We start from the raw sequence: 21,894 nt of genomic DNA on the forward strand, positions 1-21,894 counted from the left end.
GGGGCGTCAGGATACACGCCACCCCTTCATGCCACGACGGAGCTGGTTCGGCGATCCTGCGCCGCCGCGCCCGAGCCGAGGCATCGATGGTCTTCGCCCAGATCCTGGCGCTAATGCTGCTGGCGTGGTCGCTCGGCGCGATCCAGCTGATCGACCGCGCGCGAGGGCTGCATGCCACTGCGTTGTGGCTGGCCGGCGGATGGGCGCTGGCGGTGGTCGCCGTCATCGGCACCGGTGGCTACGGCCTGCTGCGTGACGGCCACTGGCAGGCCCTCTCCACCGGCCAGGCGCTGCATGCGATCTTCGGCGAGGGCAGCCTGGCGCTGCGGCGTTCGGAATGGGGAGCGCTCAATCGCGCCGTCGGCGTCTATCTCACTCTCGACATCGCCTGGACACTGCTGGCGCTGTGCCTGGCGCAGTTCCACGGCTTCGTGTTCCGGGCCGGCGCGGCCGAGCGCCGCAGGCGGCAGCGCTTGCGTCCGCGATCCCGCTGAATCGCGTGTCAGTCAGTCGGCGCTCGCGGAGTCCGCGGTGGCGCGGCCGATACCGGAAGCACCCGCAGCTCGGCGTGGGCGCCGTCGAGCACCGGCGTCGCCTCGATCTGACTGCCCTCGACCGGCAACGCGCCATGCGCGCTCGACTGGCTGACGATGCGTACCAGCTCGGTCGAACCATCCGGCCACACCACGCGGAACGTGTTGCCCGGCGGCAGCGCTAGGAACGGCGTCGGACTCTGCGCACGATAGAGCGCGGCGATCTGCGCCGCGCCGAGCTGGCGTTGTTCGAGCGGCGCGGCCGTGGTGGTTGCGGCAACCTCCGACAGGCGCCGGTAGTTGTCGCTGACTGCATCGACGACCACGCCGGCCACCGCCACCGAATAGCCGACGAACAAAGCCACCCAGAGCCAGGCCCGGAGCTTGCGGGGAAGGATTCGTCTCATCTCATCACCATTTCGAGCAGGTGTCGGGACTCGGGGGCGTCCTCGACCAGGGTTTTTTTCATGCGATCGATCGCTTCCGCACCTTGCCGCGGCACCGCCGCGTCACGGACGAAGCTGGAGAAATCCTGACGTGCATCGCGCGCGCAGATACCGCCGTTGGCGCAGTACTGGGTCATCAATGCGCCGCCCGAGCTGCAGTCGAGGCCCAGATCGCAGGCAGCGAGCTGCCAGGCGAACTCGCTGGCCTGGGTGCCGGCGACGGTGTCGGCCAGCGCCACATCACCGCTCGCCGCCACGCCCATGGCCGGCGACAGCGCGGCGAAGGCTTCGGGATCGCGCGATATCTGCACGCGTTCGACCAGGCCACGCCGGTAGTCCATGTCCTCCGACAGCGGTGCGCCCATCGCCAGCAACGCGGCTTCGGCCGCGAGGCTGCCGGCCTCGGCGGCGTCGCGGCGCCTCTCGACCAGTTGCACGAACGTCGGCGCATCGGCCGGAACGAATCGCCCGCAGCGCGTCCCGATCCGGCCGCGCGCGGCGCCGAGCGTGCGCGCCGCATCGAGCTGCATGCTGTCGATGAGGGCGCTGTCGCGGGCGAAACCGGCGGGATCCCGGGCGAACGGCGCGCAGTACTCGTCGACCCGGCTCAGCATCCAGCGTGCCTCGGCATCGCCCCGGTCAGCCATTGGCCGCAGCTGCTGGCGGAAGGCGAACAGATCCTCGGCCGCCTCGAAGGCCTGCGGCAGCGGGCGCGTCGGGGCCGGCGGGCGGACAGCAGTCGCGCGCGGCGGGATCTGCGGCGCCGCCAGCTCCGGGGTGGGCGTGCCCAGCGTCTCGCCAACCGGTGCCTCGCGCCAGTGGCCCCCATCGGTGCTGGCGGCCACTGGCGCGGCCGGGCGCCACATCGCCAGACCCGCGGCGAGGACGCTCAACAACACAATGGCGGCGAACATTCGAACGGTCACGTGAGGTCCCTGCGGCCCGGCCGACCTACCGTCGGCGGCGGGTTTCGCGCGAATTCTAGCCGACTGCCGCTGCCTGGCCCGACAGGGGCGCGTTGCCGCGCGCAGCGGGCGACAAGCGTGCCCGGGCCGCAGCTGCCCCCCGCGCTGCGGCACCCCGACCCTTTACGCGCATCGGCGGGCGGACCAAGATGCCCGGCCCCCTCCCCCCTGGATCCGCCATGCCCTTCCTCGAACTGACTCTGCGCTGCACTGAAGCCGAGCAGCCGACCTATGCGCAGGTACTCGAGGACGTCGGCGCCCTGGCGGTGACGATGCTCGATGCCGATGCCGACACCACCGACGAGCAGGCGATCCTCGAGCCCGGCGTCGGCGAGACCCCGTTGTGGCGCGCGATCGTGCTGACGGCGCTGTTCGAGGCCGACACCGATGCGCTGGCGCTGCTGGCCGATCTGGAAGCCCTCGATGCGACCCTGGACTGGAGTCGCGCCGGCTTCCGCAAGGTCGAGGACCAGGACTGGGAACGCGCGTGGATGGACCAGTACGCGCCGTTGCAGTTCGGCGCCCGGACCTGGATCGTGCCGTGGAACGCGGACCTGCCCGAGGCCGCCGGCCCTGACGCGGCGGTGGTCCGGCTCGATCCGGGCCTGGCTTTCGGCTCGGGCACGCATCCGACCACATCGCTGTGCCTGCAGTGGCTCGATGCGCTGTCCGCCGAGGGCGCGCTCGCTGGCGCCAACGTGCTCGACTACGGTTGCGGCAGCGGCATTCTCGCCCTGGCTGCGCTCAAGCTCGGCGCCGCGGGCGCGGTCGGCATCGACAACGACCCGCAGGCGCTCATCGCTTCGCGCGACAACGCCGACCGCAACGAAGTGGGTCCGGCGCTGGAGGTCTTCCTGCCCACCGACGCCCCGGACGCGACCTACCCTGTGGTCATGGCCAACATCCTCGCCAGCGCACTCGATGCACTGGCCGAGACCCTGGCGCAGCGCGTGGCGCCCGGTGGACGCATCGCACTGTCGGGAATTCTCGATGGCCAGGAGGAAGAGCTGCTGCGCCGCTACCGCCCCTGGTTCGAGCAGCTTGCGGTGACCCGCGAGGGCGACTGGGTGCGGATCGACGGCGTGCGCAAGTCGGGCTGATCCAGCACGACGGCCCCGCGGCGCGTGATTCAATAGCCGCATGTTCATCAACTGCAAGCACTGCGGTGCGCTGGTCGCCACCGAGCCGGCGACCGACCTGCCCCCGGAGCGCTGTCCGCGCTGCCGGGGCGTGCTGCGCAGTGCCGCCTCGGCGCAGCAGGTCTCGGTGGCCAGTCTGCTGCGACCGGCGGCGGCAGGCGAAGCGTCCGCCTCCGGCGCGGCAGACGCATCTGGGCGTCCCGCGCCCGTAGCGGCCGCGTCCGCTGCGGACGCGGCGCGCGAACGTCCCGCGGCCGCCCAGGCCGACGCCGAGGCTCCACCCACGCCGCCGACGCGCGCCGCAGCGTCGGCGGCGACCCCCGAGCCCACCCCCGAGCCCACCCCCGTCATCCCGGCCCCGGCTCGCGGTTCCGCAGACAGTGCGGACCATGCTGCGCTTGCGTCCGGGGCATCGCCGGCAGCGCCCACCTCGCCCCCCGCTGCGGTTCCGGCCATCGCATCGTCGCGCGCCTCGCCGAGCTTCGTGCGGGTCGGCGCAGGGACGCGCGCTGCGCCGGTCGACGGCCAGCGCCGTGCGCTGTCGGTCGCGCTCGTCGCGCTGGCGGTCCTGCTTGGCCTGCAGATCGTGGTCGCCGACCGCGCGCGTCTCGCCGCCGATCCGGGCTGGCGGCCAACGCTGACGGCCCTGTGTGCCGTGCTGCGTTGCAGCCTGCCGCCGTGGCACGAGCCCGCGGCGCTGACCCTGCTCGCGCGCGACGTGCGCCCCGATCCGGACCAGGACGGTCGCCTGCTGGCGGTCGCGACGTTCCGCAACGATGCGCGCTGGGCCCAGGCCTGGCCCCGCCTGCGACTCACCTTGTCGGACATCGACGGCCGCCCGGTCGGCAGCCGCGTGTTCGCCGCCGAGGACTATCTCGAGACCACGCCGACAGCGCCCACCCTGGCGCCCGGACACAGCGCGCAGGTACGCCTGCACCTGCGCGAGCCCGAGGGTGCCGCGGTCTCGTTCGCCTTCGATTTCCTCTGATCGCGCGCTGGCAGGTGTCCGGGCCGCGCGATAGACTGCCCTGCCGCCACGTTCTGGACCGTCGCCCCCTGCGTCGACGGCGCCGCCGACGCCGTACCTTTCGAGAATCGAATTGAACGCAGACCGCACCGACAGCCCGACGCGCGAGGCGCCACGTACGCCGCTGCGCGACCATGTCGCCGCGTCGATCCAGCGCTACCTCGGTGACCTCAACGGCAACGAGACCGACAACCTCTACGAGGTCGCGCTGCGCGAGCTGGAGATTCCGCTGTTCGTGGAGGTCCTGAATTTCTGCGACGGCAACCAGAGTCGAGCCTCGGCCATGCTCGGCATCCACCGGGCGACGCTGCGCAAGAAGCTGCGCGAGTACGGCCTGGTCTGAGCGGCCTGCTGCGGTGCCGCCGCTATAATTGCCGGCTCCCCGCCTGCAGCACACTGCCATGACCGCTTCCGCTCCGTCCGGCGCGACGACCCCGATCCGTCGCGCCCTGCTGTCCGTCTCCGACAAGACCGGCCTGATCGATCTGGCCCGCGCGCTTGCCGCGCGCGACGTCGAACTGCTGTCGACCGGCGGCACCGCGAAGGCGCTGCGCGAGGCCGGCCTGCCGGTGCGCGACGTCAGCGACGTGACCGGTTTTCCGGAAATCATGGATGGCCGGGTCAAGACCCTGCACCCGAAGGTGCACGGTGGCCTGCTCGGGCGCCGCGGCACCGACGACGCGGTGATGGCCGAACACGGCATCGACGCGATCGACCTGCTGGTGCTGAACCTGTATCCCTTCGAGCGCGTGGCCTACGCGGCCGATGCGAAGTTCGACGACATCGTCGAGAACATCGACATCGGCGGCCCGGCGATGCTGCGCGCGGCGGCGAAGAACTTCGCCCATGTCGCAGTTGCGACCGATCCGGCGCAGTACGACGCGCTGCTGGCCGAACTCGATGCCAATGACGGGGCGCTGTCGGCAGCGACCCGCTTCAGGCTGGCCGTTGCCGCGTTCAATCGCGTCGCCCAGTACGATGCGCGGATCAGCGACGTGCTGTCGTCGATCGACGAGCCCTCCGATGCCGGCGCCGCGCAGCGCGCGCCCTTCGGTGGCCAGAGCAACGGCAACTTCGTCAAGCTCATGGACCTGCGCTACGGCGAGAATCCGCACCAGCAGGCCGCGTTCTATCGCGACCTGCATCCCGCGCCCGGCACCCTGGCGACGTTCGAGCAGCTGCAGGGCAAGGAACTCTCGTACAACAACATCGCCGACGCCGACGCGGCGTGGGAGTGCGTGCGCCAGTTCGACGCGCCCGCCTGCGTGATCGTCAAGCACGCCAATCCCTGCGGCGTCGCCGTGGGCGCGGCCTGCGGCGATGCCTACGAGCTCGCCTATGCGACCGATCCGACATCGGCGTTCGGCGGCATCATCGCGTTCAACCGCACGCTCGATGCAGCGAGCGCGAAGGTCATCCTCGACCGCCAGTTCGTCGAAGTGCTGATCGCGCCCGATTACGAGCCCGCGGCGCTCGACTACGCGAAGAAGAAGGCCAACGTGCGCGTGCTGCGCATTCCGCATGGCGACGGCCACAACACGGTGGACGTGAAGCGCGTCGGCTCGGGCCTGCTGATGCAGAGCGCCGACCTGCGCGACGTGACCCGCGAAAACCTCCGGGTGGTCAGCCAGCGCGTGCCGAGCGAGGCGCAGTTCGCGGACCTGCTGTTCGCCTGGAAGGTCGCCAAGTTCGTGAAGTCCAACGCGATCGTCTACGCCAAGGACCATCGCACGATCGGCGTGGGCGCCGGCCAGATGAGCCGCGTGTATTCGGCGCGTATCGCCGGTATCAAGGCTGCAGACGCGGGTCTGGTCGTACCCGGCTCGGTGATGGCGTCGGATGCGTTCTTCCCGTTCCGCGACGGCATCGACGCGGCCGCCGAGGCCGGCATCGCCGCGGTGATCCAGCCGGGCGGTTCGATGCGCGACTCCGAGGTGATCGCCGCGGCCGACGAACATGGCATCGCGATGGTGTTCACCGGCGTGCGGCACTTCCGCCACTGACGCCGGATCCGGGGTGATCACGGTCGGCATGCTGCTTGCGGGGTTCGCACTGCTCGTGGGCGGTGCCGACCTGCTGGTGCGTGGCGCCGCGCGCCTGGCCGCCGCGAGCGGATTGTCGCCGCTGGTCATCGGGCTGACCGTGGTCGCCGTCGGCACGAGTGCGCCCGAGCTTGCGACCAGCATCGGCGCGGCGCTGTCGGGCTCGCCGGACATCGCGCTCGGCAACGTCATCGGCAGCAACATCGCAAACGTGCTGCTGATTCTCGGCCTGACCGCGCTGATTGCGCCACTGACGGTGTCGCAGCAACTGGTGCGGATGGATGTACCGATCATGCTCGGCGTGTCGCTGCTGGTGTTCGGCCTGTCGCTCGACGGCGATCTGGGGCGCGGCGAAGGCATCGGGTTGCTGGCGCTGGCGCTCGCCTACGTCGGACTGCTGCTGTGGCTGGCCAAGCGCCAGCCGCATGCGGACGCCGGGACCCAAGGGGATACGGTGGCGCCGGTGTGGTGGCGCGATGCGCTGTACGTGCTCGCCGGACTGGCGCTGCTGGTGCTCGGCGCGCGCTGGCTGGTGGGCGGGGCGGTCAGGATCGCGGAACTGCTGGGCGTCAGCGAGATGGTGATCGGCCTGACCGTGGTCGCGGTGGGGACCTCGCTGCCGGAGCTCGCGACATCGATCCTTGCGACTGTGCGCGGGCAGCGCGACATGGCGGTCGGCAATATCGTCGGCAGCTGCATCTTCAACCTGCTGCTGGTGCTGGGCGCAACCGCGGCATTGTCGCCGACGGATATCAGCGTGGGGCCGGCCGTTCTGCGCTTCGACCTGCCCGTGATGACCGCAGTGGCGCTCGCCTGCCTGCCGATCTTCTTCACCGGCTTCCGGGTGCGGCGCTGGGAAGGCGCGCTGTTCGTGGCCTACTACGTCGCCTACACCGCCTATCTGCTGCTGCGTAGCGCGCATTACCACGCGCTGCCGGCCTACAGCATGGTGATGATGGGCTTCGTGGTGCCGCTTACGGCGATCACGCTCGCACTGCTGGCTGCACGCGCCTGGCGTTATCAGCGTCGGCGCCGCGCCTGACAGCGCATCGACCGGGCCGGTAGACGATCGCGACCCGGGGATCGTCGCAGCCGATGCGCATCGCGCGCGAGCCTGGCGGCCGGCATGCGTCGTCGCCGGCGTCGGGTTCTGCATCGACGCCTGTCCGGCCCGTACGCGCTCCACCTGCGGTGCGATCGCGCGGCGCCAAGCGACCGAGGCCAATCGGTCCGTCCCAGCGACCTCCCGGCGTCCGCGCCGCCGCGAGAACGCTATTCGTCCTTCGTGACAGGTTTCACGAGCGGCGGCGCGGTGCGTGTCGCGGTCCAGATACTGCGATCGATCGAATCGCCGAGTTCGGGGAAATCGTCGGCGTCGAGCCGCGGCGATCGATCGCCGGCGCGGATCTTGCGGTCGTAGTCGCGGGTCAGTTTGATTGCCACCCCCGACAGCAGCACGATCGCCAGCAGATTCACCATCGCCATGATGCCCATCGCCGCGTCGGCGGTGTTCCAGACGATGTCGAGTTTTGCGAATGAACCCCAGGCCACCATCGCCAGGCAACCAATGCGCAGCAGGGCCATGCCGATACGGCCGCCGCGCAGGAACACCACCGCGCTTTCGGCGTAGGCGTAGTTGCCGAGGATCGAGGTCAGTGCGAACAGCGCCAGTGCGATCGCGACGAAGGTCGGACCCCAGCTGCCGAAATGCACCGCCATCGCCTGCTGGGTCAGCGCGACGCCGTCGCCGCCACCGGTGCCGAGTACGCCCGAGAGCAGGATCATCAGCGCGGTGGCGGTGCAGACCATGAGGGTGTCGACGAACACGCCAAAGGCCTGGATCAGGCCCTGGCTGGCCGGGTGGTGCGGCGACGGCGTGGCCGAGGCCGCGATGTTGGGCGCGCTGCCCATGCCGGCCTCGTTGGAGAACAGCCCGCGCTTGACGCCGTTAAGCAGCGCGACCGCAAGCCCGCCGAGCACGCCGCCGGCGGCCTGGTCGAGACCGAAGGCGCTACGCACGATCAGCGACAGCAACGCCGGCACCTGCGTGATGTTGCCGAGGACCACCCACGCCGCGAGCGCCAGATACGCCACTGCCATCACCGGAACCACCAGTTCCGAGATCCGTGCGACGCGCCGCAGGCCGCCGAAGATCACCGCGGCTGTGAGCGCAACGAGCACCGTCGCGGTCCAGCCCGGCGGAACGCTCCAGGCGCTGGAGACCGCCTCTGAGATCGAATTGGCCTGCACTGCGCTGAACACGAAACCGAATGCCACGATCAGGCAGACCGAGAAGATCGCCCCCAGCCAGGGCTTGCCCAGGCCGTAGGCCATGTACAGCGCGGGCCCGCCGCGGTAGTGGCCTGCGGCATCGCGGCGCTTGTACAACTGCGCCAGGGCGCTCTCTACATAGGCCGTCGCCATGCCGAAGATGGCGACGACCCACATCCAGAAGATCGCACCGGGCCCCCCGACACCAAGCGCGATCGCGACGCCGACGATATTGCCGGTGCCCACGCGCGAGGCCAGGCTCGTGCTCAGCGATTGCAGCGGCGAGATGCCGGCGTTGTCGCCTCCCGTGCTGCGCACCATCCCGGAGAGCATCTTCGGAAACCGCCGCAGCTGGATGAAGCCGAGCGAGGCGCTGAACCACAGTCCAACCAGCGGCAACACGCCCACCAGCACGTAGTTCCACAGCACTCCATTGATGCCGTTGACGACGGGCGAGAGGATGTTTTCGATCAGCTGGAGCAGATCCATCGGCGGACATCACTATCTGCGGCGGGGCGTGGGAGCCTAGCATTTGGCCTACTGACAGGCAGCCCGCATCACGATGCAACCAAGACCCGGACGGTGCGACGCCGTAAACTGGGGCCCCCTCTGCACCCGGTCTGTCGCGCATGAAGAAGGTCCTCGTCATCGGTTCCGGCGGTCGCGAACACGCGCTTGCCTGGAAGCTCGCGCAATCGCCGCAGGTTGCCGAAGTGCTGGTCGCGCCCGGCAATGCCGGCACCGCGAAGGAAGCCGGCTGCCGCAACGTCGATGTCGCTGCGACCGATCTCGACGCACTGCTCTCGCTAGCGCGCGACGAAGGGGTGGCGGTGACCGTGGTCGGTCCCGAGGCGCCGCTGGTGGCCGGCATCGTCGACCGGTTCCGTGAAGCGGGCCTGCGCATCTTCGGACCGACCACGGCGGCCGCCCAACTTGAGGGCAGCAAGGCCTTCGCCAAGGATTTCCTCGCCCGCCACGACATTCCCACCGCGGGCTATGCGGTGTTCACCGATGCCGACACCGCGGTCGAATACGTGCGCCAGCACGGCGCGCCGATCGTCATCAAGGCCGACGGCCTGGCGGCCGGCAAGGGCGTGATCGTGGCCATGTCGCTGGAAGAAGCCGAGACCGCGATCGCCGACATGCTCTCGGGCAACGCCTTCGGCGCGGCCGGCGCACGCGTGGTGATCGAGGAATTCCTCGATGGCGAGGAAGCGAGCTTCATCTCCATCGTCGACGGCACGACAGCCTTGCCGATGGCGACCAGCCAGGACCACAAGCGCGTCGGCGACGGCGACACCGGCCCCAACACCGGCGGCATGGGCGCGTATTCGCCCGCCCCGGTGGTCACGCCCGAGGTGCATGCGCGGATCATGCGCGAGGTGGTCGAGCCGACCGTGGCCGGCATGGCCGCCGACGGCGTGCCGTTCACCGGCTTCCTCTATGCCGGCCTGATGATCGATGCGCATGGCGCGCCCAAGGTCATCGAATTCAACGTGCGCTTCGGCGATCCGGAAACCCAGCCGATCATGCTGCGCCTGCAGTCCGACCTGCTCGATCTCGTCGAAGCCGCGATCGACGGCCAGCTCGCCGGCGTGGACGCGCAATGGGATCCACGTCCCTCGCTCGGCGTGGTCATGGCGGCCGAGCACTACCCCGACACCCCGCGCACCGGCGACGTCATCAACACCTGGGACACGCCGCCATTGGACGACACCAAGGTCTTCCATGCCGGCACGAAGCTCGACGCGCACGGCCAGGCGGTGACCGCCGGTGGACGCGTACTGTGCGTGGCTGCGCTCGGGAGCAGCGTGGAAGACGCGCAGCAGCGCGCCTACGGCGAGATTGCCGGGATCTCCTGGCCGGGCGAGTTCCATCGCCACGACATCGGCTGGCGCGCGATCGCACGCGAGCGCGAAGTGCAGTCCGCCTGACCATCCGCCCCATCGGAGCGCCGGGATGATCCCAGGCAACGCCCAGCTCAGCATGACCGTGCTGATGACACCGGACATGGCGAACTTCTCCGGCAACGTGCACGGCGGCACGTTGCTGAAGTATCTCGACGAGGTCGCCTACGCCTGCGCCAGCCGCTACGCCGGCCGCTACGTGGTCACGCTGTCGGTCGACCAGGTGACATTCCGCGAACCGATCCACGTCGGCGAGCTGGTGACCTTTCTCGCCTCGGTGAACTACACCGGTCGCACGTCGATGGAGGTGGGCATCAAGGTCATCACCGAGGACATCCGCAACCGCGCGGTGCGCCATACCAACAGCTGCTTCTTCACGATGGTCGCGATGGACGAGAACGGCCGCGCCACGCCCGTGCCGCCGCGCGAACCTGCGACGGCGGATGAGGTGCGCCGGTTCGAACAGGGCCGCCAGCGCCGCGAGATCCGCCAGGAACTCGAACGCCGCTACCGCGCGGTCCGCGAGGAAACCGTCACCATCGGTTAGACCGGGCAGGCCCGGTCAGCGAATGTGGGGCCGACACGCGCGAGAAGCGCCAGCTGGATGCTGCATCGGCGCACACACCGCGTGGCGGTGCGTGCCCGGCCACGCGTAGGCGCTGCTTGTGGATGGACGACAGCCTGCTAGGCTCCGCGCAATCGCCAAGGAGCCTGCATGGCCGGCCAGTCCCAGTTCGCCCTGCTCAAGCAGCGCCGTTTCATGCCGTATTTCACCGTCCAGGCCCTGGGCGCATTCAACGACAACGTCTATCGGCAGTCGATCATCGCGCTGCTCGTGGTCATGGGCGTCAGCCTCTCCGAGCGCACGCTCTACACCAATCTCGCGCCGGCGATCTTCATCCTGCCGTATTTCCTGTTCTCGGCGATCGCCGGCCAGATCGCGGAGAAGGTCGAGAAGCACAAGCTCATCGTCATCACGACCGCGATGGAGATCGCGATCATGTCGATCGCGGCCGTGGGCTTCCTGCTCGAGAACATGCCGGTGCTGCTGGTCGCGCTGTTCCTGACCGGCATGCAGTCGACACTGTTCGGTCCGGTGAAGTATTCGATCCTGCCATCGGTGCTGCGCCCCGAAGAACTCACAGGTGGCAACGGCCTGGTCGAGATGGGCACGTCGCTCTCGATCCTCGCCGGCATGATCTACGGCGGCCTGGTGATCAAGCTCGCCGGCAGCTACGGGCCCGAAGCCGCCGCGATCTCCATCGTCGTCCTGGCGATCGCGGGCAACGTCGTCGCGCGCATGATCCCGAAGGTCGATGCGGGCGCGCCGGCGCTCAAGGTCAACTGGAATCCGGTTCCCGAATCGGTCGCCATCATGCGTCTGGCCAAGCGACAGCCCGCCGTACGCAACGCGATCCTCGGCGTCTCCTGGTTCTGGTTCGTCGGTACGGTGCTCACCGCGCAGCTGCCGACCTACGCCGAACTGCACCTGGGCGGCGTCGCCAACGACACCGCGCTCTACATTTTCGCGCTGGCACTGTTCTCGATCGGCGTCGGCGTCGGTTCGCTGCTGTGCGAGAAGCTCTCGGGGCGCTCGGTCGAGATCGGCCTGGTGCCCATCGGCGCCTTCGGCATCACCGCGTTCCTGCTGGACCTGTATTTCGCCCGTCCAGGCGCGCCGCCCGCGACCGGCCTGACGATCGCGCAGTTCCTCGGCGACCGGGCCGGCTGGCGCATCGTCATCGACCTGACCGGCATCGGCGTGTTCACCGGGTTTTTCGTTGTACCCCTGTTCGCGTTGATCCAGAGCCGCACGCCCAGGTCGGAACTCTCGCGCGTCATTGCCGGCCTCAACATCCAGAACTCGCTGTTCATCGTCACCGCCGCGATCCTCGGCGTGCTGTTGCAGATGGACGGCTTCAGCGTTGGCGACCTGCGCATTCCGCTGCCCGGGCTGAGCATCCCGCAGGTGTTCCTGGCACTTGCGATCGCAAACGGCCTCGTGGCGCTGTGGATCTTCACGATCGTGCCCGAGTTCCTGATGCGCTTCGTCAGCATGCTGCTGGTGCGCGTGCTCTATCGCCTGCATCCGCGCGACATCGAGTCCTCGGTGCCGGCCGAGGGTGCGGCGCTGATCGTCTGCAACCACGTCAGCTACATGGATGCGCTGATCCTGTCGGCGGCGATCCCGCGGCCGGTCCGCTTCGTCATGTACTACCGCATCTTCAACGTGCCGGGCATGCACTGGATCTTCCGCCACGCCAAGGCGATCCCGATCGCCGGCGCGAAGGAAGACCCCGCACTGATGCAGCGCGCGTTCGATGCGGTCGATGCTGCACTGGCGAATGGCGAGCTGGTCGGCATCTTCCCCGAAGGCAAGCTGAGCCGCGATGGCGAGATCGCCGCGTTCAAATCGGGCGTCGAGCGCATCCTCGCGCGCGCCGCGGAACGCGGCCAGCGCGTCCCGGTGGTGCCGATGGCATTGCGTGGCATGTGGTCGAGCATGTGGAGCCATCGCGATTCACGCATGGGCCGCATGCGTCTACCGCGCCGCGCGCGCGCGCACGTCGAGGTCGTCGCCGGTCCGCCGATCGAGGACGGCACGTCGACCGATGCAGGCGCGCTCGAAGCACAGGTGCGGATGCTGCGCGGCGACGCCGCATGAGGCCCGCCATGACGCCGCTTTGCGCATCTCTGGGGCTACAGTAAGACGTCCCCGTCCACAGACGGCGGTCATCGACGTTTCCCAACCGTTCCAGCATCCAGGAGCTTTCTCGATGAGTTCGATCCCGCCGCCGCCACCCGGCTCGTACGGCATCCCGGAAGCACCCCTTCCCGGCTCGCCGATCGCCCCGGGCACCGTCCCCAACTACCTCGCGTGGTCCATCATCGCCACCGTACTGTCGCTTTGCCTGTGCTGCGTCGTCGGCACGATTCCGGGCATCGTCGCCATCGTGTTCTCGGCGAAGGTCAACACGCTGCTCGGCCAGGGCGATCTCGCCGGCGCCCAGCGCGCTTCCAATACCGCCAAGACCTGGTGCTGGGTCACCACCGGCCTGTGCATCATCGGCCTGCTCTGGACGATCTACTCGCTGACGATCGGCGACGGCATGGAGCAGTACCAGATGATCATCGACCAGATGCAGGTCGGCGGCTGATGTCACTGGCCGGCAGCCATGCGCCGGGCCGCATCCGTGCTTCGACCGTCGCGCTCGCAGGCGGCGGCGTGGCACTGGCGGCGGGCGGCGCGTGGCTGCTGCGCACCTTCGATCCGAATGCGCCCGGCAATCCGTTTCCAGCGTGCATGTTCTACAGCGCCACCGGCTGGCACTGCCCAGGCTGCGGCCTGACCCGCAGCCTGCACGCACTGGTGCACGGCGACCTCCCGCGCGCGTTCTCGATGAACCCGCTGCTGCTGGCGCTGCTGGCGCTGGCGCCACTGCTCGCGGCCTGGCACCTCGGGTGGCGGCCGACATGGCTGCAACACCTGGCGCGCATCGCGTCCGATCCCAGGCCGTGGGTGGCGCTGGTGCTCGTCTACTGGGTCGCGCGCAACCTGCCGTGGGCGCCGTTCACCCTGCTCGCGCCGGGCTGAGCGACTGCTGCGGGGGTGGCCCGCCCACCTGCTGCGCGTACCACTGCGCGATGAGCCAGCGCGAAATCGACAGCCGCGGCGACAGCGACAGGTGGGGATGCGCATCGCGCAATGCCAGCTCGATATCTCCCGCCTCGAACCAGCGTGCGTCCTCGAGTTCGTCGTTGACCCGGGGCGTATCGGGCGACGCATCGGCCAGGAAACCGAGCATCAGCGACGCCGGAAACGGCCACGGCTGCGAGGCCAGGTACCGGCAGCCGGTCACGCGCACCGCGCTTTCCTCGAACACCTCCCGCACCACCGTCTGCTCGAGCGTCTCGCCTGGCTCGACGAAACCGGCCAGGGTCGAGTATCGCCCGGGCGCCCATGCCGCCTGCCGGCCCAGCAGCAGGCGCCTGCCATCGCTGACCGCGACGATCACCGCAGGATCGGTGCGCGGATAGTGCTCGATCCCGCAGCCCGTGCAGCGTCCAAGCCATCCGGCGCGCACGTAATCGAGCGGCGCGCTGCAGGCGCCGCAGTAGCGATGGCGGTCGCGCCAGTGCAGCACCGCGCGGGCCTGCGCGAATGCGCTGGCCTCGCGCACCGGCCACTGCGCAGCAGCATCGCGCAGGCTGATCGTCGCCGACATCTCGAGCGTGCCGGGCGCATCGACACCCGGCACCGCGAACCATCCCTGCCCGTCATGCAGGCCGAGGAACACGGCAGAGGCGGGACGCTTGCCGACGGCGGTTCCGTCGAGCCCCGGCGGCATGCCCTGGGCGTCGACGCCGGCGTCTCCCTTCGCGTCGAGCACCAGCACGCGCGCATCCGGCCACAGTCGTGCCAGCGCATCGGAATCGGTCCGGAGGTGTTCGGCGCGATCGAGTGGCGCGTCCGCGAAGCTGAAGTCCATGCGGCCGATTATGGCCGGCGCTGGCGTCGTGTCGAGGTCGATGCCTGCTAGACGGTGAAGCTGCTGCCGCAGCCGCAGGTGGACTTGGCGTTGGGATTGCGGATCGTGAACTGCGCGCCGTGCAGGCTCTCGACGTAGTCGACCGACGCGCCCATCAGGTACTGCAGGCTCAGCGGATCGACGACCAGGGTCACATCGTCGGTCACCACCGCCAGGTCATCCTCGCTGCGCTGCTCGTCGAACTCGAAGCCGTACTGGAACCCCGAGCAACCGCCGCCCTGGATGTAGACCCGCAGATTGAGGGCGGGATTGCCTTCGCCCTCGATCAGTTCGCGCACCTTGGCCGCGGCCGCCGGCGTGAAATCCAGAGGCCGCTCCAGCGACTGGTACCCGGGGCTTTCGATGGTGAGCAACTCGTTCATGGCGTACAGGATGGGGCCCCGCCCCGCTGCCTTCAAGCGCCGGGGGCGGAACGCGGCGTCACATCGGCCCAGCTGAACGAACGGTCCACTTCGCTGCCGCGTTCGGGCGAGAGCCGAACCGTCACGCGCAAGGGCTGGAACCCGGCCGGCAAGACCACATCGCCCTCGACCTGCTGGAAATACTTGAACGAGTAGGGCTGTCCGGCGGCGGCGTCGCGCTGGCGCAGGTCGTCCCACTCGAGGGTCTCCAGCCGGCCGGCGCGCGTGCCTTCGATGGCCAGACGCATCGTGCCGACGCTGGCGGCGTCGCGGTTGAGGCTCTGGGTCAGCGTCGCGGTGTAATGCCAGCCCTGGTCGGTGCGCGGCTGCATGCGCAGCTCGTGGACGGTCAGGCCGCGCCGCTGCGCGGTTCCACCGACGAAACGCTCGTAGAACGCGACGTCGGCGCGCAGGGCCGCGATCTCCTCGTCCCGCTCGGCCAGCGTGCCCTGCAGCTCACGATTCGCGTCGCGGCTGATCTGGTCCGAGCGCGTGAGCGTGGAGACCTGCTGACGCAAAGCCTCCAACTCTTCCTGTTGGCTCGCCAGCTGTCGCTGCGGATTGTCTACGCCCGGCGCCAACACCTGCCAGACGCCCCACAGGCCGAACAGCAGGGCCAATCCGAAGACGATCGCGGCGACGATGGCGAGGCGCATCCGGCGCGCACGGGACGTGACCAGCAGCGGCCGGGTGTTGGGCGGAACGTCAGTCATCGCGACACGGTATAGCCAGTGCCCTCGCGCCGCGTCAAGCAAGCCGGTCCTTATACTCCCCGACGTTGTGCACCCGTTGTCGTTCGCCCGGAGCGTCCGCGATGTCCGAAGCCCATCTGTTCGCGGTCGGCGTGCTGCTCGCCTGGCTGGCCGGCATCCGCGTGTACCTGACCGTATTCGGCGTCGGTCTGGCAGGCGCGCTGGGCTGGCTGGACCTTCCGCCTGCGCTGGAAGCGGCGTCATCGCCATGGGTACTCGGCGTGTCCGGCGCGCTTGCCGTGGTGGAGTTCTTCGCCGACAAGATCCCGGGAGTCGACTCGGGCTGGGACCTGCTGCAGACGCTGGCCCGGGTCCCGGCGGGCGCCTTCCTTGCCGCGGCCACGCTGTCGCCCGATGGCGACCTCGGCGCCGGCATGCTCGCGACCGGCGCCGGTGTGGCGCTCACCAGTCATGCGCTCAAGGCCGGCAGCCGCCTGCTGCTCAACGCCTCGCCGGAACCGGTCAGCAATGTCGTCGCGTCGAGCGCCGAGGACGTAATGACGGTGGGTGTACTGTCGCTTGCCTTCGTATATCCATGGCTGGCGTTGGCGCTGGTCGCGGCGGCCGCGATTCCCGCGGCATTCGCGGTGTGGTGGCTGTGGCGGCGCCTTGCGCGTCGATCGCCGGGCCGGCTGCGCGATTGAATCGCGCGGCGCCGAGCATCCCGTTGTGCACGCCTGCGCAGGTAAGGCCGGGTAAAGTTGCCCGATCCCCCTCATCGCGTCACAGTGCCGCACCTATGTCCGATGCCGACAGCAAACACCGCGCCGAATATCCGCCCGTCGCTTATTGGCGGCGCTGGGCCGCCGACGCCGGACAGCCCACGCTGCCCGCCGATCCGGCCGAGCATGCAGCCGCCGCGTCGACGACCGCGTCGATCAAGGGCGATACCACCGAAACCCCGCATCGGGTGCTGATCGTCGAGGACGATCCCAGCCAGGCGCTGTTCGCCGAAAGCGTGCTCAATGGCGCGGGAATGCAGGCGCGCGTGGTGTCGGTGGCGAACGAGTTCATGACGGCGCTCGGCGAGTTCCAGCCCGATGTCGTGCTGATGGACCTGCACATGCCGGGCATGGATGGCTCGGAACTGACGGGACTGCTGCGACAGCAACCTGCGTTCTCGCATATCCCGGTGGTGTTCCTGACCGGTGACGACGATCCCGAGCGCCAGTTCGAGATGCTCGAGCTCGGCGCCGACGATTTCCTGACCAAGCCGGTGCGCCCACGCCACCTGATCGCGACGGTGCAGAACCGGATCCGGCGTGCCCGCGCCCTCCAGCGGATGCCCGACCCCGGCCGCAATCCGCTGACCGGCCTCAACAGCCGCCTGCAGCTGCTGCAGCAGCTCGCCGAAACGATTCCGGCAGCGCCACGCGGCGCGCTGGGTTTCGTCGAGATCGAAGGCATCACCGCGCTGCGCGACCGCTACGGCTACGCCGGTCTCGAGACCATCCTCGCCGATGCCGGGCGGCACCTGCGCAGCCTGGTCGGCGATGCCGCTGCCACCCGTCTCAACGACAACACCTTCCTGGTGCTCGCACCCGAGGTCCCACGGACCGGTCTCGATGCCTGGGCGCGCAGCCTGCGCGACGGCATCGGCAGCCATCCGTTCCCGCTGGCCGGGCAAACCATCCGTCTGCGTGCCCTGGTCGGGTATGCGGATCTCGCGCACGGCTACGACGATCCCGGCACGGCCCTGGCCGCGGCGGAGCAGGCCTTGCGTGAATCGCGCGGCACGCCGCTCGGCATGTCGGTGCACATTCCACTGCCGAGCGTACCGGCGAGCGAAGGAGCCGGTGGCCTCGTCGACGACCTGCGTGACGCGTTGGCCCAACAGCGCATCGAACTCGCGTTCCAGCCGATCGTCGCCGTCGCCGGCGGTGACGAAGCCCAGTACCAGACGTTGCTGCGCTTGCGCGGACGCGATGGCGAGCTGCACATGGCCGCGCGCGTGCTGCCCGCGGCCGAAATGGCCGGGCTGCTGCTCGACATCGATCGCCGGGTGGTGGAGCTCGCGATCGCCACGCTGGTCGAACACCGGCGGACCGGCAACTCGATGCGCCTGTTCGTCTCGCAATCCTCGCGCAGCCTGATCGAGACGAGCTATGCCGACTGGCTTCTCCAGCAGCTCGAGGCGGCCGGTATCGCGGGCACGTCGCTGGTCATCGACGTCCGCCAGGACGATGCGCTGATCCACGCGCTGTCGCTGCAGGAGCTCTGCGCGCGCATGGTGCCCGCCGGCGTGCAGCTGTGCCTGGGCCAGTACAGCGCGAGCGAGGAAGCCGACGCCCTGCTCGCCCAGCTGCCGCTCGGCTTCGTGCGTCTGGCCGCGCGCTATTCGCGCCAGCTCGACGAGCCGCGCGTACGCGACGAAATGCGCGGCGCCGTGGAGCGCGCGCATCGGCTGGGGTTGCAGGTGATCGGCCAGCAGGTCGAAGACCCACAGGCCGCCGCGACGCTCTGGATGAGCGGCATCGATTTCATCCAGGGCAATCTGGTCCAGCGCGTCGCAAACGTGCTCGACTTCGACTTCCATCATTCCGTGCTCTAGGCCTGGCGACGCGCATGACGCATGCCCCGTGCCACTCCGACAGGCGCCGGCCGGCACTGGATGACGCAGCGCCGGCGCGTCCGTCGGACGCGGCCGGTTCGCATCGCACCGCGGCCAGCGGAATGGATACGGCGTGGCCGGGCCTCCGAACCCGCTCTGCCGCCTTGCTACGGGAGGTCCCGCCGCATATGCCAGTGCTCTTGCTCACCGCCCGCGCCCGCCGGGCGGACGTCCCCGGCCTCGGCTTGGGCAGACCTCGATGATCGGCCGCCGTCGACATCCCGCGCTGATGTTGCGCTGGCTTGCACTCGGGGCCGCCGGCGGCGCGGCGCTGACGATGATGCTTGCCGCGATCCCGGTGCCCGGCCCCTGGCAACTGCTCGCCCTGGTCCTGGCGCTGGTCGCGGTCGCCGCGTCGAGCGTGGTCGCGATACAGATGCACCACAGCGTGAGTGAGCTCGAAGCGGCCGACGAGCGGCTGCGCCAGGACGAACTCGCGCTGGGCGAACTGCAGCGCCAACTCGAAGAACGCACCACGCTGGAGCAGGAGTTGCGCCGCGCCAAGAATGCGGCCGAATCGGCGGTCATGGCCAAGGGCGAGTTCCTGGCCACGATGAGCCACGAGATCCGCACGCCGCTCAACGGCATCACCCCGATGCTCGACCTGCTGATGCATGCGCAACTGGCGCCCGACCATGCCGAACTGGTGCGCACCGCCTACCTGTCCTCGCAGCAGATGCAGCGCATCGTCGACGACATCCTCGACTACTCCAAGCTCGAATCCGAGAAGCTCGACCTGGAAGTCACCGGGTTCAACCTGCGCGAGCTGATGGATGGCGTCATCCAGGTCATGGAACGCGCCGCCCAGACCAAGGGCCTGCGCCTGGGGCTGCAGGTCGAGGCCGGCGTGCGATTACCTGTCCGCGGCGATCCGGTGCGCCTGCGGCAGGTGCTGGGCAACCTGATCAGCAATGCAGTCAAGTTCACCGATCGCGGCAGCGTGGCGGTGAGCGTGCGGCGCATCGGCGAAACCGTCGCCCAGCACCAGTTGCGCTTCGAGGTCCGGGACACCGGCATCGGTATCAGCCCGGAAGGCCGCAGCCGGCTCTTCCAGGCGTTCAGCCAGGCGGACGCATCGACGACGCGCCTCTACGGCGGCACCGGCCTGGGGCTCGCGATCTCGCGCCGCATCGTCGATCTCATGGGCGGGCGCATCGGCGTCGATTCCGAGCCCGGGGCCGGCTCCACCTTCTGGTTCGAGATCCCCCTGCTCAAGGCGCAGGGAGACATGCCAGCCGAGGACACCACGCCGCGCGACGGACGGGTGCTGCTGCTCAGCGCGGATCCGCGCCTGCGCTTGCGGCTGAGCATGCTGCTGCCCAACTGGGGACTGCGCGTGAGTTCGGTGGAGACCACCCAGGAGGCCCTGGACCGTCTGCGCACGGCCGCCAGCCAGGGCGCGCCATGGGCGTACTCGGTCGTGCTCGCCGACCTGGCCGGCATGCGCAATACCGCGGTGGCGCTGTACCGCAACGTCACGCGGCAGGAGGCGTTCGACGGGCTGCGCCTGGTCTGCCTCTACGGCGACGACCCGGTGCCGGACGAACTGCGTGGGGAGGCGACACTGCTGAGCCGCCAGTCGCCCGATGCGGACCTGCGCGAGGCCGTGCTCGGCGCCGATGGCCTGTCGCAGGCGGCGCCGATGGACGTCCTGGACCCGGCCGCGGCAGGCGCGTCCGACGGCCGCCCGCCCGACCGGGACCCGACAGCCATGCCTGCAGCCTCGCCGGAATCGCAGTCAACGAGGCCAGGTGTCCCGGCCGACTCATCCCGCCCACGGGATCTCGCTTCGACCGAAAGCCCGCGCGACGCCACAACGCGCAAGCCGCGGGTGCTGCTGGTCGAGGACAACCCGGTCAATCTGATGGTCGGCCAGCGCCTGCTGTCGGTGCTCGGCATCACCTGCGACACGGCCAGCAATGGCGAAGCCGCACTGCTGCGGCTCACCGCGTCGCGCTATGACATCGTGCTGATGGACTGCCAGATGCCGGTGATGGACGGCTACACCGCGACCCGCCGCTGGCGCGAACACGAGGCAGCCGAGCGCGTCGCAAGGCGCCTGCCGATCATCGCGATGACCGCGAACGCCATGGCTGGCGATCGGCAGAAGTGCCTCGATGCGGGCATGGACGACTATCTCGCAAAGCCCGTCACGCGCAACGAACTCGAACGCTGCATCCACCGCTGGTGGGATCCCGAGGCGTCGCCGGCGCCGGTCGAGACCGCACCGCCGCCGGCTCTGATGCCGCAGGTTGAACCCGACGACACACGTATGCCCGATTCTTTGCAGGCGGCCGAACCCGCCGCGCCGGCCGCCACCACCGCGGACGTGCCACTGGCGCCGCCTCCGCCATCTGCCGTCCCGCCGCCGGCACCGCGCGCGCCGCTGCCGCCGGTCATCGACCATGAAGTCCTCGACGATCTGCGCAGCGTGCTGGGCGAGGAAGTCGACCGTCTGATCGATCTGTTCATCGACGACACGCCGCGGCTGCTTGCCGCACTCGAGAACGCGGTGGACGGCCCCGATTACCACGCACTGCGCGAGGCGGCGCATGCGCTCAAGTCATCGAGCGCCAACCTCGGCGCGATGTCGCTGTCGGCAGCGGCGCGCCGGATCGAGGCGGGTGCGCGCGAACACCAGCTCGAGCGCCCCGCTGTGGCAGTCGCGCTGGTATCGAACGAATTCGCGCGCGCGCGGCGCATGCTGCGCGAAGGCCGCGTCTCGAATCCCGTCTGAGCTGCTGCCAGCGGCTGGCAGCGATCACTCGTCTTCGAGCTGGCTCTGCAGGTAGTTCTCGACGCCGAGGCGCGTCACCAGATCGAGCTGCGTTTCCAGCCAGTCGACGTGCTCTTCCTCGGACTGGAGGATATCGACCAGCAGCTCGCGGCTGACGAAATCGCCGACCGCCTCGCAATGCGCGATGCCGTCGCGCAGCGCTGGCAGGCCGTCCATTTCGAGCGCGAGATCGCATTCCAGCGATTCCACCGGTGTCTCGCCGATACGCAGCTTGCCCAGCGCCTGGAAGTTGGGCAGACCTTCGAGGAACAGGATGCGCTCCGACAATGCGTCGGCGTGCTTCATCTCGTCGATCGAGGCCTTGTAGGCACGCTTGCCGAGCGCCTCGAGCCCCCAGTTCTTCAGCATCTTGGCATGCAGGAAGTACTGGTTGATCGCGGTCAGCTCGTTGTAGAGCGCCTGATTGAGAAAGCGGATGACCTGCGCGTCGCCCTTCATCGGGAGACTCCTGGA

Annotated in this window: 20 protein-coding genes and 1 pseudogene; 14 read left to right on the forward strand and 7 right to left on the reverse strand. The window is 69.4% G+C overall.

Annotated features, from left to right (window positions below; genetic code table 11):
- Positions 1-86 precede the first annotated feature (86 nt).
- On the forward strand, positions 87-494 hold the full coding sequence (locus CNR27_RS00125) for a hypothetical protein (protein WP_096296391.1): 408 nt from the start codon (positions 87-89) through the stop codon (positions 492-494).
- Between the two features lie 8 nt (positions 495-502).
- On the opposite strand, the gene CNR27_RS00130 is transcribed toward CNR27_RS00125, so the two are convergent.
- Complete coding sequence (locus CNR27_RS00130) at positions 503-940, reverse strand: hypothetical protein (RefSeq protein WP_342744079.1); 438 nt, start codon at positions 938-940, stop codon at positions 503-505.
- A complete protein-coding gene (locus CNR27_RS00135; protein WP_096296392.1) occupies positions 937-1,893 on the reverse strand; it encodes a hypothetical protein in 957 nt (318 codons plus the stop codon). The genes CNR27_RS00130 and CNR27_RS00135 overlap by 4 nt, the downstream gene beginning before the upstream one ends.
- A gap of 230 nt (positions 1,894-2,123) precedes the next feature.
- Here CNR27_RS00135 and prmA point away from each other — a divergent pair, with 230 nt between their 5' ends.
- The 5 genes from prmA (at position 2,124) to CNR27_RS00160 (ending at position 7,194) form a co-directional block, all read left to right on the forward strand.
- Positions 2,124-3,044 (forward strand): 50S ribosomal protein L11 methyltransferase, encoded by a 921-nt coding sequence (gene prmA, locus CNR27_RS00140; protein ID WP_096296393.1) that lies wholly within the window; start codon positions 2,124-2,126, stop codon positions 3,042-3,044.
- 40 nt (positions 3,045-3,084) lie between these two features.
- Entirely contained in the window at positions 3,085-4,071 is a 987-nt protein-coding gene (locus CNR27_RS00145; protein WP_096296394.1) for a DUF3426 domain-containing protein, read from the forward strand.
- Positions 4,072-4,183: 112 nt separating this feature from the next.
- The gene (gene fis / locus CNR27_RS00150; RefSeq protein WP_096296395.1) at positions 4,184-4,453 is read left to right on the forward strand and encodes a DNA-binding transcriptional regulator Fis; all 270 of its coding nucleotides are present in this window, start codon (positions 4,184-4,186) and stop codon (positions 4,451-4,453) included.
- Positions 4,454-4,511: 58 nt separating this feature from the next.
- Complete coding sequence (purH, locus tag CNR27_RS00155; protein ID WP_096296396.1) at positions 4,512-6,113, forward strand: bifunctional phosphoribosylaminoimidazolecarboxamide formyltransferase/IMP cyclohydrolase; 1,602 nt, start codon at positions 4,512-4,514, stop codon at positions 6,111-6,113.
- Positions 6,114-6,126: 13 nt separating this feature from the next.
- Positions 6,127-7,194: a calcium/sodium antiporter gene (locus tag CNR27_RS00160; RefSeq protein WP_245815679.1), complete on the forward strand. Its 1,068-nt coding sequence runs from the start codon at positions 6,127-6,129 to the stop codon at positions 7,192-7,194.
- 230 nt (positions 7,195-7,424) lie between these two features.
- On the opposite strand, the gene CNR27_RS00165 is transcribed toward CNR27_RS00160, so the two are convergent.
- On the reverse strand, positions 7,425-8,912 hold the full coding sequence (locus CNR27_RS00165; RefSeq protein ID WP_096296398.1) for an alanine/glycine:cation symporter family protein: 1,488 nt from the start codon (positions 8,910-8,912) through the stop codon (positions 7,425-7,427).
- Positions 8,913-9,052: 140 nt separating this feature from the next.
- On the opposite strand from CNR27_RS00165, the gene purD reads away from it, so the two are divergent.
- The 5 genes from purD (at position 9,053) to CNR27_RS00190 (ending at position 13,925) form a co-directional block, all read left to right on the forward strand.
- Entirely contained in the window at positions 9,053-10,357 is a 1,305-nt protein-coding gene (purD, locus tag CNR27_RS00170) for a phosphoribosylamine--glycine ligase (RefSeq protein WP_096296399.1), read from the forward strand.
- A 25-nt stretch (positions 10,358-10,382) separates the two neighbouring features.
- Positions 10,383-10,877 (forward strand): acyl-CoA thioesterase, encoded by a 495-nt coding sequence (locus tag CNR27_RS00175; RefSeq protein WP_096296400.1) that lies wholly within the window; start codon positions 10,383-10,385, stop codon positions 10,875-10,877.
- 168 nt (positions 10,878-11,045) lie between these two features.
- Positions 11,046-12,995 (forward strand): MFS transporter, encoded by a 1,950-nt coding sequence (locus tag CNR27_RS00180; RefSeq protein WP_096296401.1) that lies wholly within the window; start codon positions 11,046-11,048, stop codon positions 12,993-12,995.
- 112 nt (positions 12,996-13,107) lie between these two features.
- Positions 13,108-13,488: a CD225/dispanin family protein gene (locus tag CNR27_RS00185; protein WP_096296402.1), complete on the forward strand. Its 381-nt coding sequence runs from the start codon at positions 13,108-13,110 to the stop codon at positions 13,486-13,488.
- Positions 13,488-13,925 (forward strand): DUF2752 domain-containing protein, encoded by a 438-nt coding sequence (locus CNR27_RS00190; RefSeq protein WP_096296403.1) that lies wholly within the window; start codon positions 13,488-13,490, stop codon positions 13,923-13,925. Before CNR27_RS00185 ends, CNR27_RS00190 begins: the two co-directional genes overlap by 1 nt.
- On the opposite strand, the gene nudC is transcribed toward CNR27_RS00190, so the two are convergent.
- From nudC to CNR27_RS00205, 3 genes are read right to left on the reverse strand one after another with little or no spacing between them, the layout of a single operon-like run.
- The gene (gene nudC, locus CNR27_RS00195) at positions 13,903-14,820 is read right to left on the reverse strand and encodes an NAD(+) diphosphatase (protein ID WP_096296404.1); all 918 of its coding nucleotides are present in this window, start codon (positions 14,818-14,820) and stop codon (positions 13,903-13,905) included. The genes CNR27_RS00190 and nudC overlap by 23 nt on opposite strands.
- A gap of 47 nt (positions 14,821-14,867) precedes the next feature.
- Positions 14,868-15,242 (reverse strand): iron-sulfur cluster insertion protein ErpA, encoded by a 375-nt coding sequence (gene erpA, locus CNR27_RS00200; protein ID WP_096296405.1) that lies wholly within the window; start codon positions 15,240-15,242, stop codon positions 14,868-14,870.
- 32 nt (positions 15,243-15,274) lie between these two features.
- Positions 15,275-15,994 carry a type II secretion system protein M gene (locus CNR27_RS00205; protein ID WP_245815681.1) on the reverse strand — a complete coding sequence of 240 codons (720 nt, stop codon included), beginning with the start codon at positions 15,992-15,994 and terminating at the stop codon, positions 15,275-15,277.
- 101 nt (positions 15,995-16,095) lie between these two features.
- Here CNR27_RS00205 and CNR27_RS00210 point away from each other — a divergent pair.
- The 3 genes and pseudogenes from CNR27_RS00210 to CNR27_RS00220 form a co-directional block, all read left to right on the forward strand.
- Positions 16,096-16,650 (forward strand): annotated as a pseudogene (locus CNR27_RS00210) (DUF4126 domain-containing protein); the annotation flags it as partial.
- A 122-nt stretch (positions 16,651-16,772) separates the two neighbouring features.
- Complete coding sequence (locus CNR27_RS00215) at positions 16,773-18,584, forward strand: EAL domain-containing protein (RefSeq protein ID WP_096296407.1); 1,812 nt, start codon at positions 16,773-16,775, stop codon at positions 18,582-18,584.
- 289 nt (positions 18,585-18,873) lie between these two features.
- On the forward strand, positions 18,874-21,381 hold the full coding sequence (locus CNR27_RS00220; protein ID WP_245815683.1) for a hybrid sensor histidine kinase/response regulator: 2,508 nt from the start codon (positions 18,874-18,876) through the stop codon (positions 21,379-21,381).
- A gap of 24 nt (positions 21,382-21,405) precedes the next feature.
- Here CNR27_RS00220 and bfr read toward each other — a convergent pair whose 3' ends face one another.
- Entirely contained in the window at positions 21,406-21,879 is a 474-nt protein-coding gene (gene bfr / locus CNR27_RS00225) for a bacterioferritin (RefSeq protein WP_096296408.1), read from the reverse strand.
- Positions 21,880-21,894 lie beyond the last annotated feature (15 nt).

It is taken from the genome of Luteimonas chenhongjianii, from assembly GCF_002327105.1.
Taxonomy (GTDB): domain Bacteria; phylum Pseudomonadota; class Gammaproteobacteria; order Xanthomonadales; family Xanthomonadaceae; genus Luteimonas; species Luteimonas chenhongjianii.

Excerpts from the sequence above, each read along its gene's own strand:
- CNR27_RS00125 (WP_096296391.1), top strand. The coding sequence starts at position 87 with ATGGTCTTCGCCCAGATCCTGGCGCTAATGCTGCTGGCGTGGTCGCTC.
- CNR27_RS00130 (WP_342744079.1), bottom strand. The coding sequence starts at position 940 with ATGAGACGAATCCTTCCCCGCAAGCTCCGGGCCTGGCTCTGGGTGGCT.
- CNR27_RS00135 (WP_096296392.1), bottom strand. The coding sequence starts at position 1,893 with ATGTTCGCCGCCATTGTGTTGTTGAGCGTCCTCGCCGCGGGTCTGGCG.
- prmA (WP_096296393.1), top strand. The coding sequence starts at position 2,124 with ATGCCCTTCCTCGAACTGACTCTGCGCTGCACTGAAGCCGAGCAGCCG.
- CNR27_RS00145 (WP_096296394.1), top strand. The coding sequence starts at position 3,085 with ATGTTCATCAACTGCAAGCACTGCGGTGCGCTGGTCGCCACCGAGCCG.
- purH (WP_096296396.1), top strand. The coding sequence starts at position 4,512 with ATGACCGCTTCCGCTCCGTCCGGCGCGACGACCCCGATCCGTCGCGCC.
- CNR27_RS00165 (WP_096296398.1), bottom strand. The coding sequence starts at position 8,912 with ATGGATCTGCTCCAGCTGATCGAAAACATCCTCTCGCCCGTCGTCAAC.
- purD (WP_096296399.1), top strand. The coding sequence starts at position 9,053 with ATGAAGAAGGTCCTCGTCATCGGTTCCGGCGGTCGCGAACACGCGCTT.
- CNR27_RS00175 (WP_096296400.1), top strand. The coding sequence starts at position 10,383 with ATGATCCCAGGCAACGCCCAGCTCAGCATGACCGTGCTGATGACACCG.
- CNR27_RS00180 (WP_096296401.1), top strand. The coding sequence starts at position 11,046 with ATGGCCGGCCAGTCCCAGTTCGCCCTGCTCAAGCAGCGCCGTTTCATG.
- CNR27_RS00185 (WP_096296402.1), top strand. The coding sequence starts at position 13,108 with ATGAGTTCGATCCCGCCGCCGCCACCCGGCTCGTACGGCATCCCGGAA.
- CNR27_RS00190 (WP_096296403.1), top strand. The coding sequence starts at position 13,488 with ATGTCACTGGCCGGCAGCCATGCGCCGGGCCGCATCCGTGCTTCGACC.
- nudC (WP_096296404.1), bottom strand. The coding sequence starts at position 14,820 with ATGGACTTCAGCTTCGCGGACGCGCCACTCGATCGCGCCGAACACCTC.
- erpA (WP_096296405.1), bottom strand. The coding sequence starts at position 15,242 with ATGAACGAGTTGCTCACCATCGAAAGCCCCGGGTACCAGTCGCTGGAG.
- CNR27_RS00205 (WP_245815681.1), bottom strand. The coding sequence starts at position 15,994 with ATGACTGACGTTCCGCCCAACACCCGGCCGCTGCTGGTCACGTCCCGT.
- CNR27_RS00215 (WP_096296407.1), top strand. The coding sequence starts at position 16,773 with ATGTCCGATGCCGACAGCAAACACCGCGCCGAATATCCGCCCGTCGCT.
- CNR27_RS00220 (WP_245815683.1), top strand. The coding sequence starts at position 18,874 with ATGTTGCGCTGGCTTGCACTCGGGGCCGCCGGCGGCGCGGCGCTGACG.
- bfr (WP_096296408.1), bottom strand. The coding sequence starts at position 21,879 with ATGAAGGGCGACGCGCAGGTCATCCGCTTTCTCAATCAGGCGCTCTAC.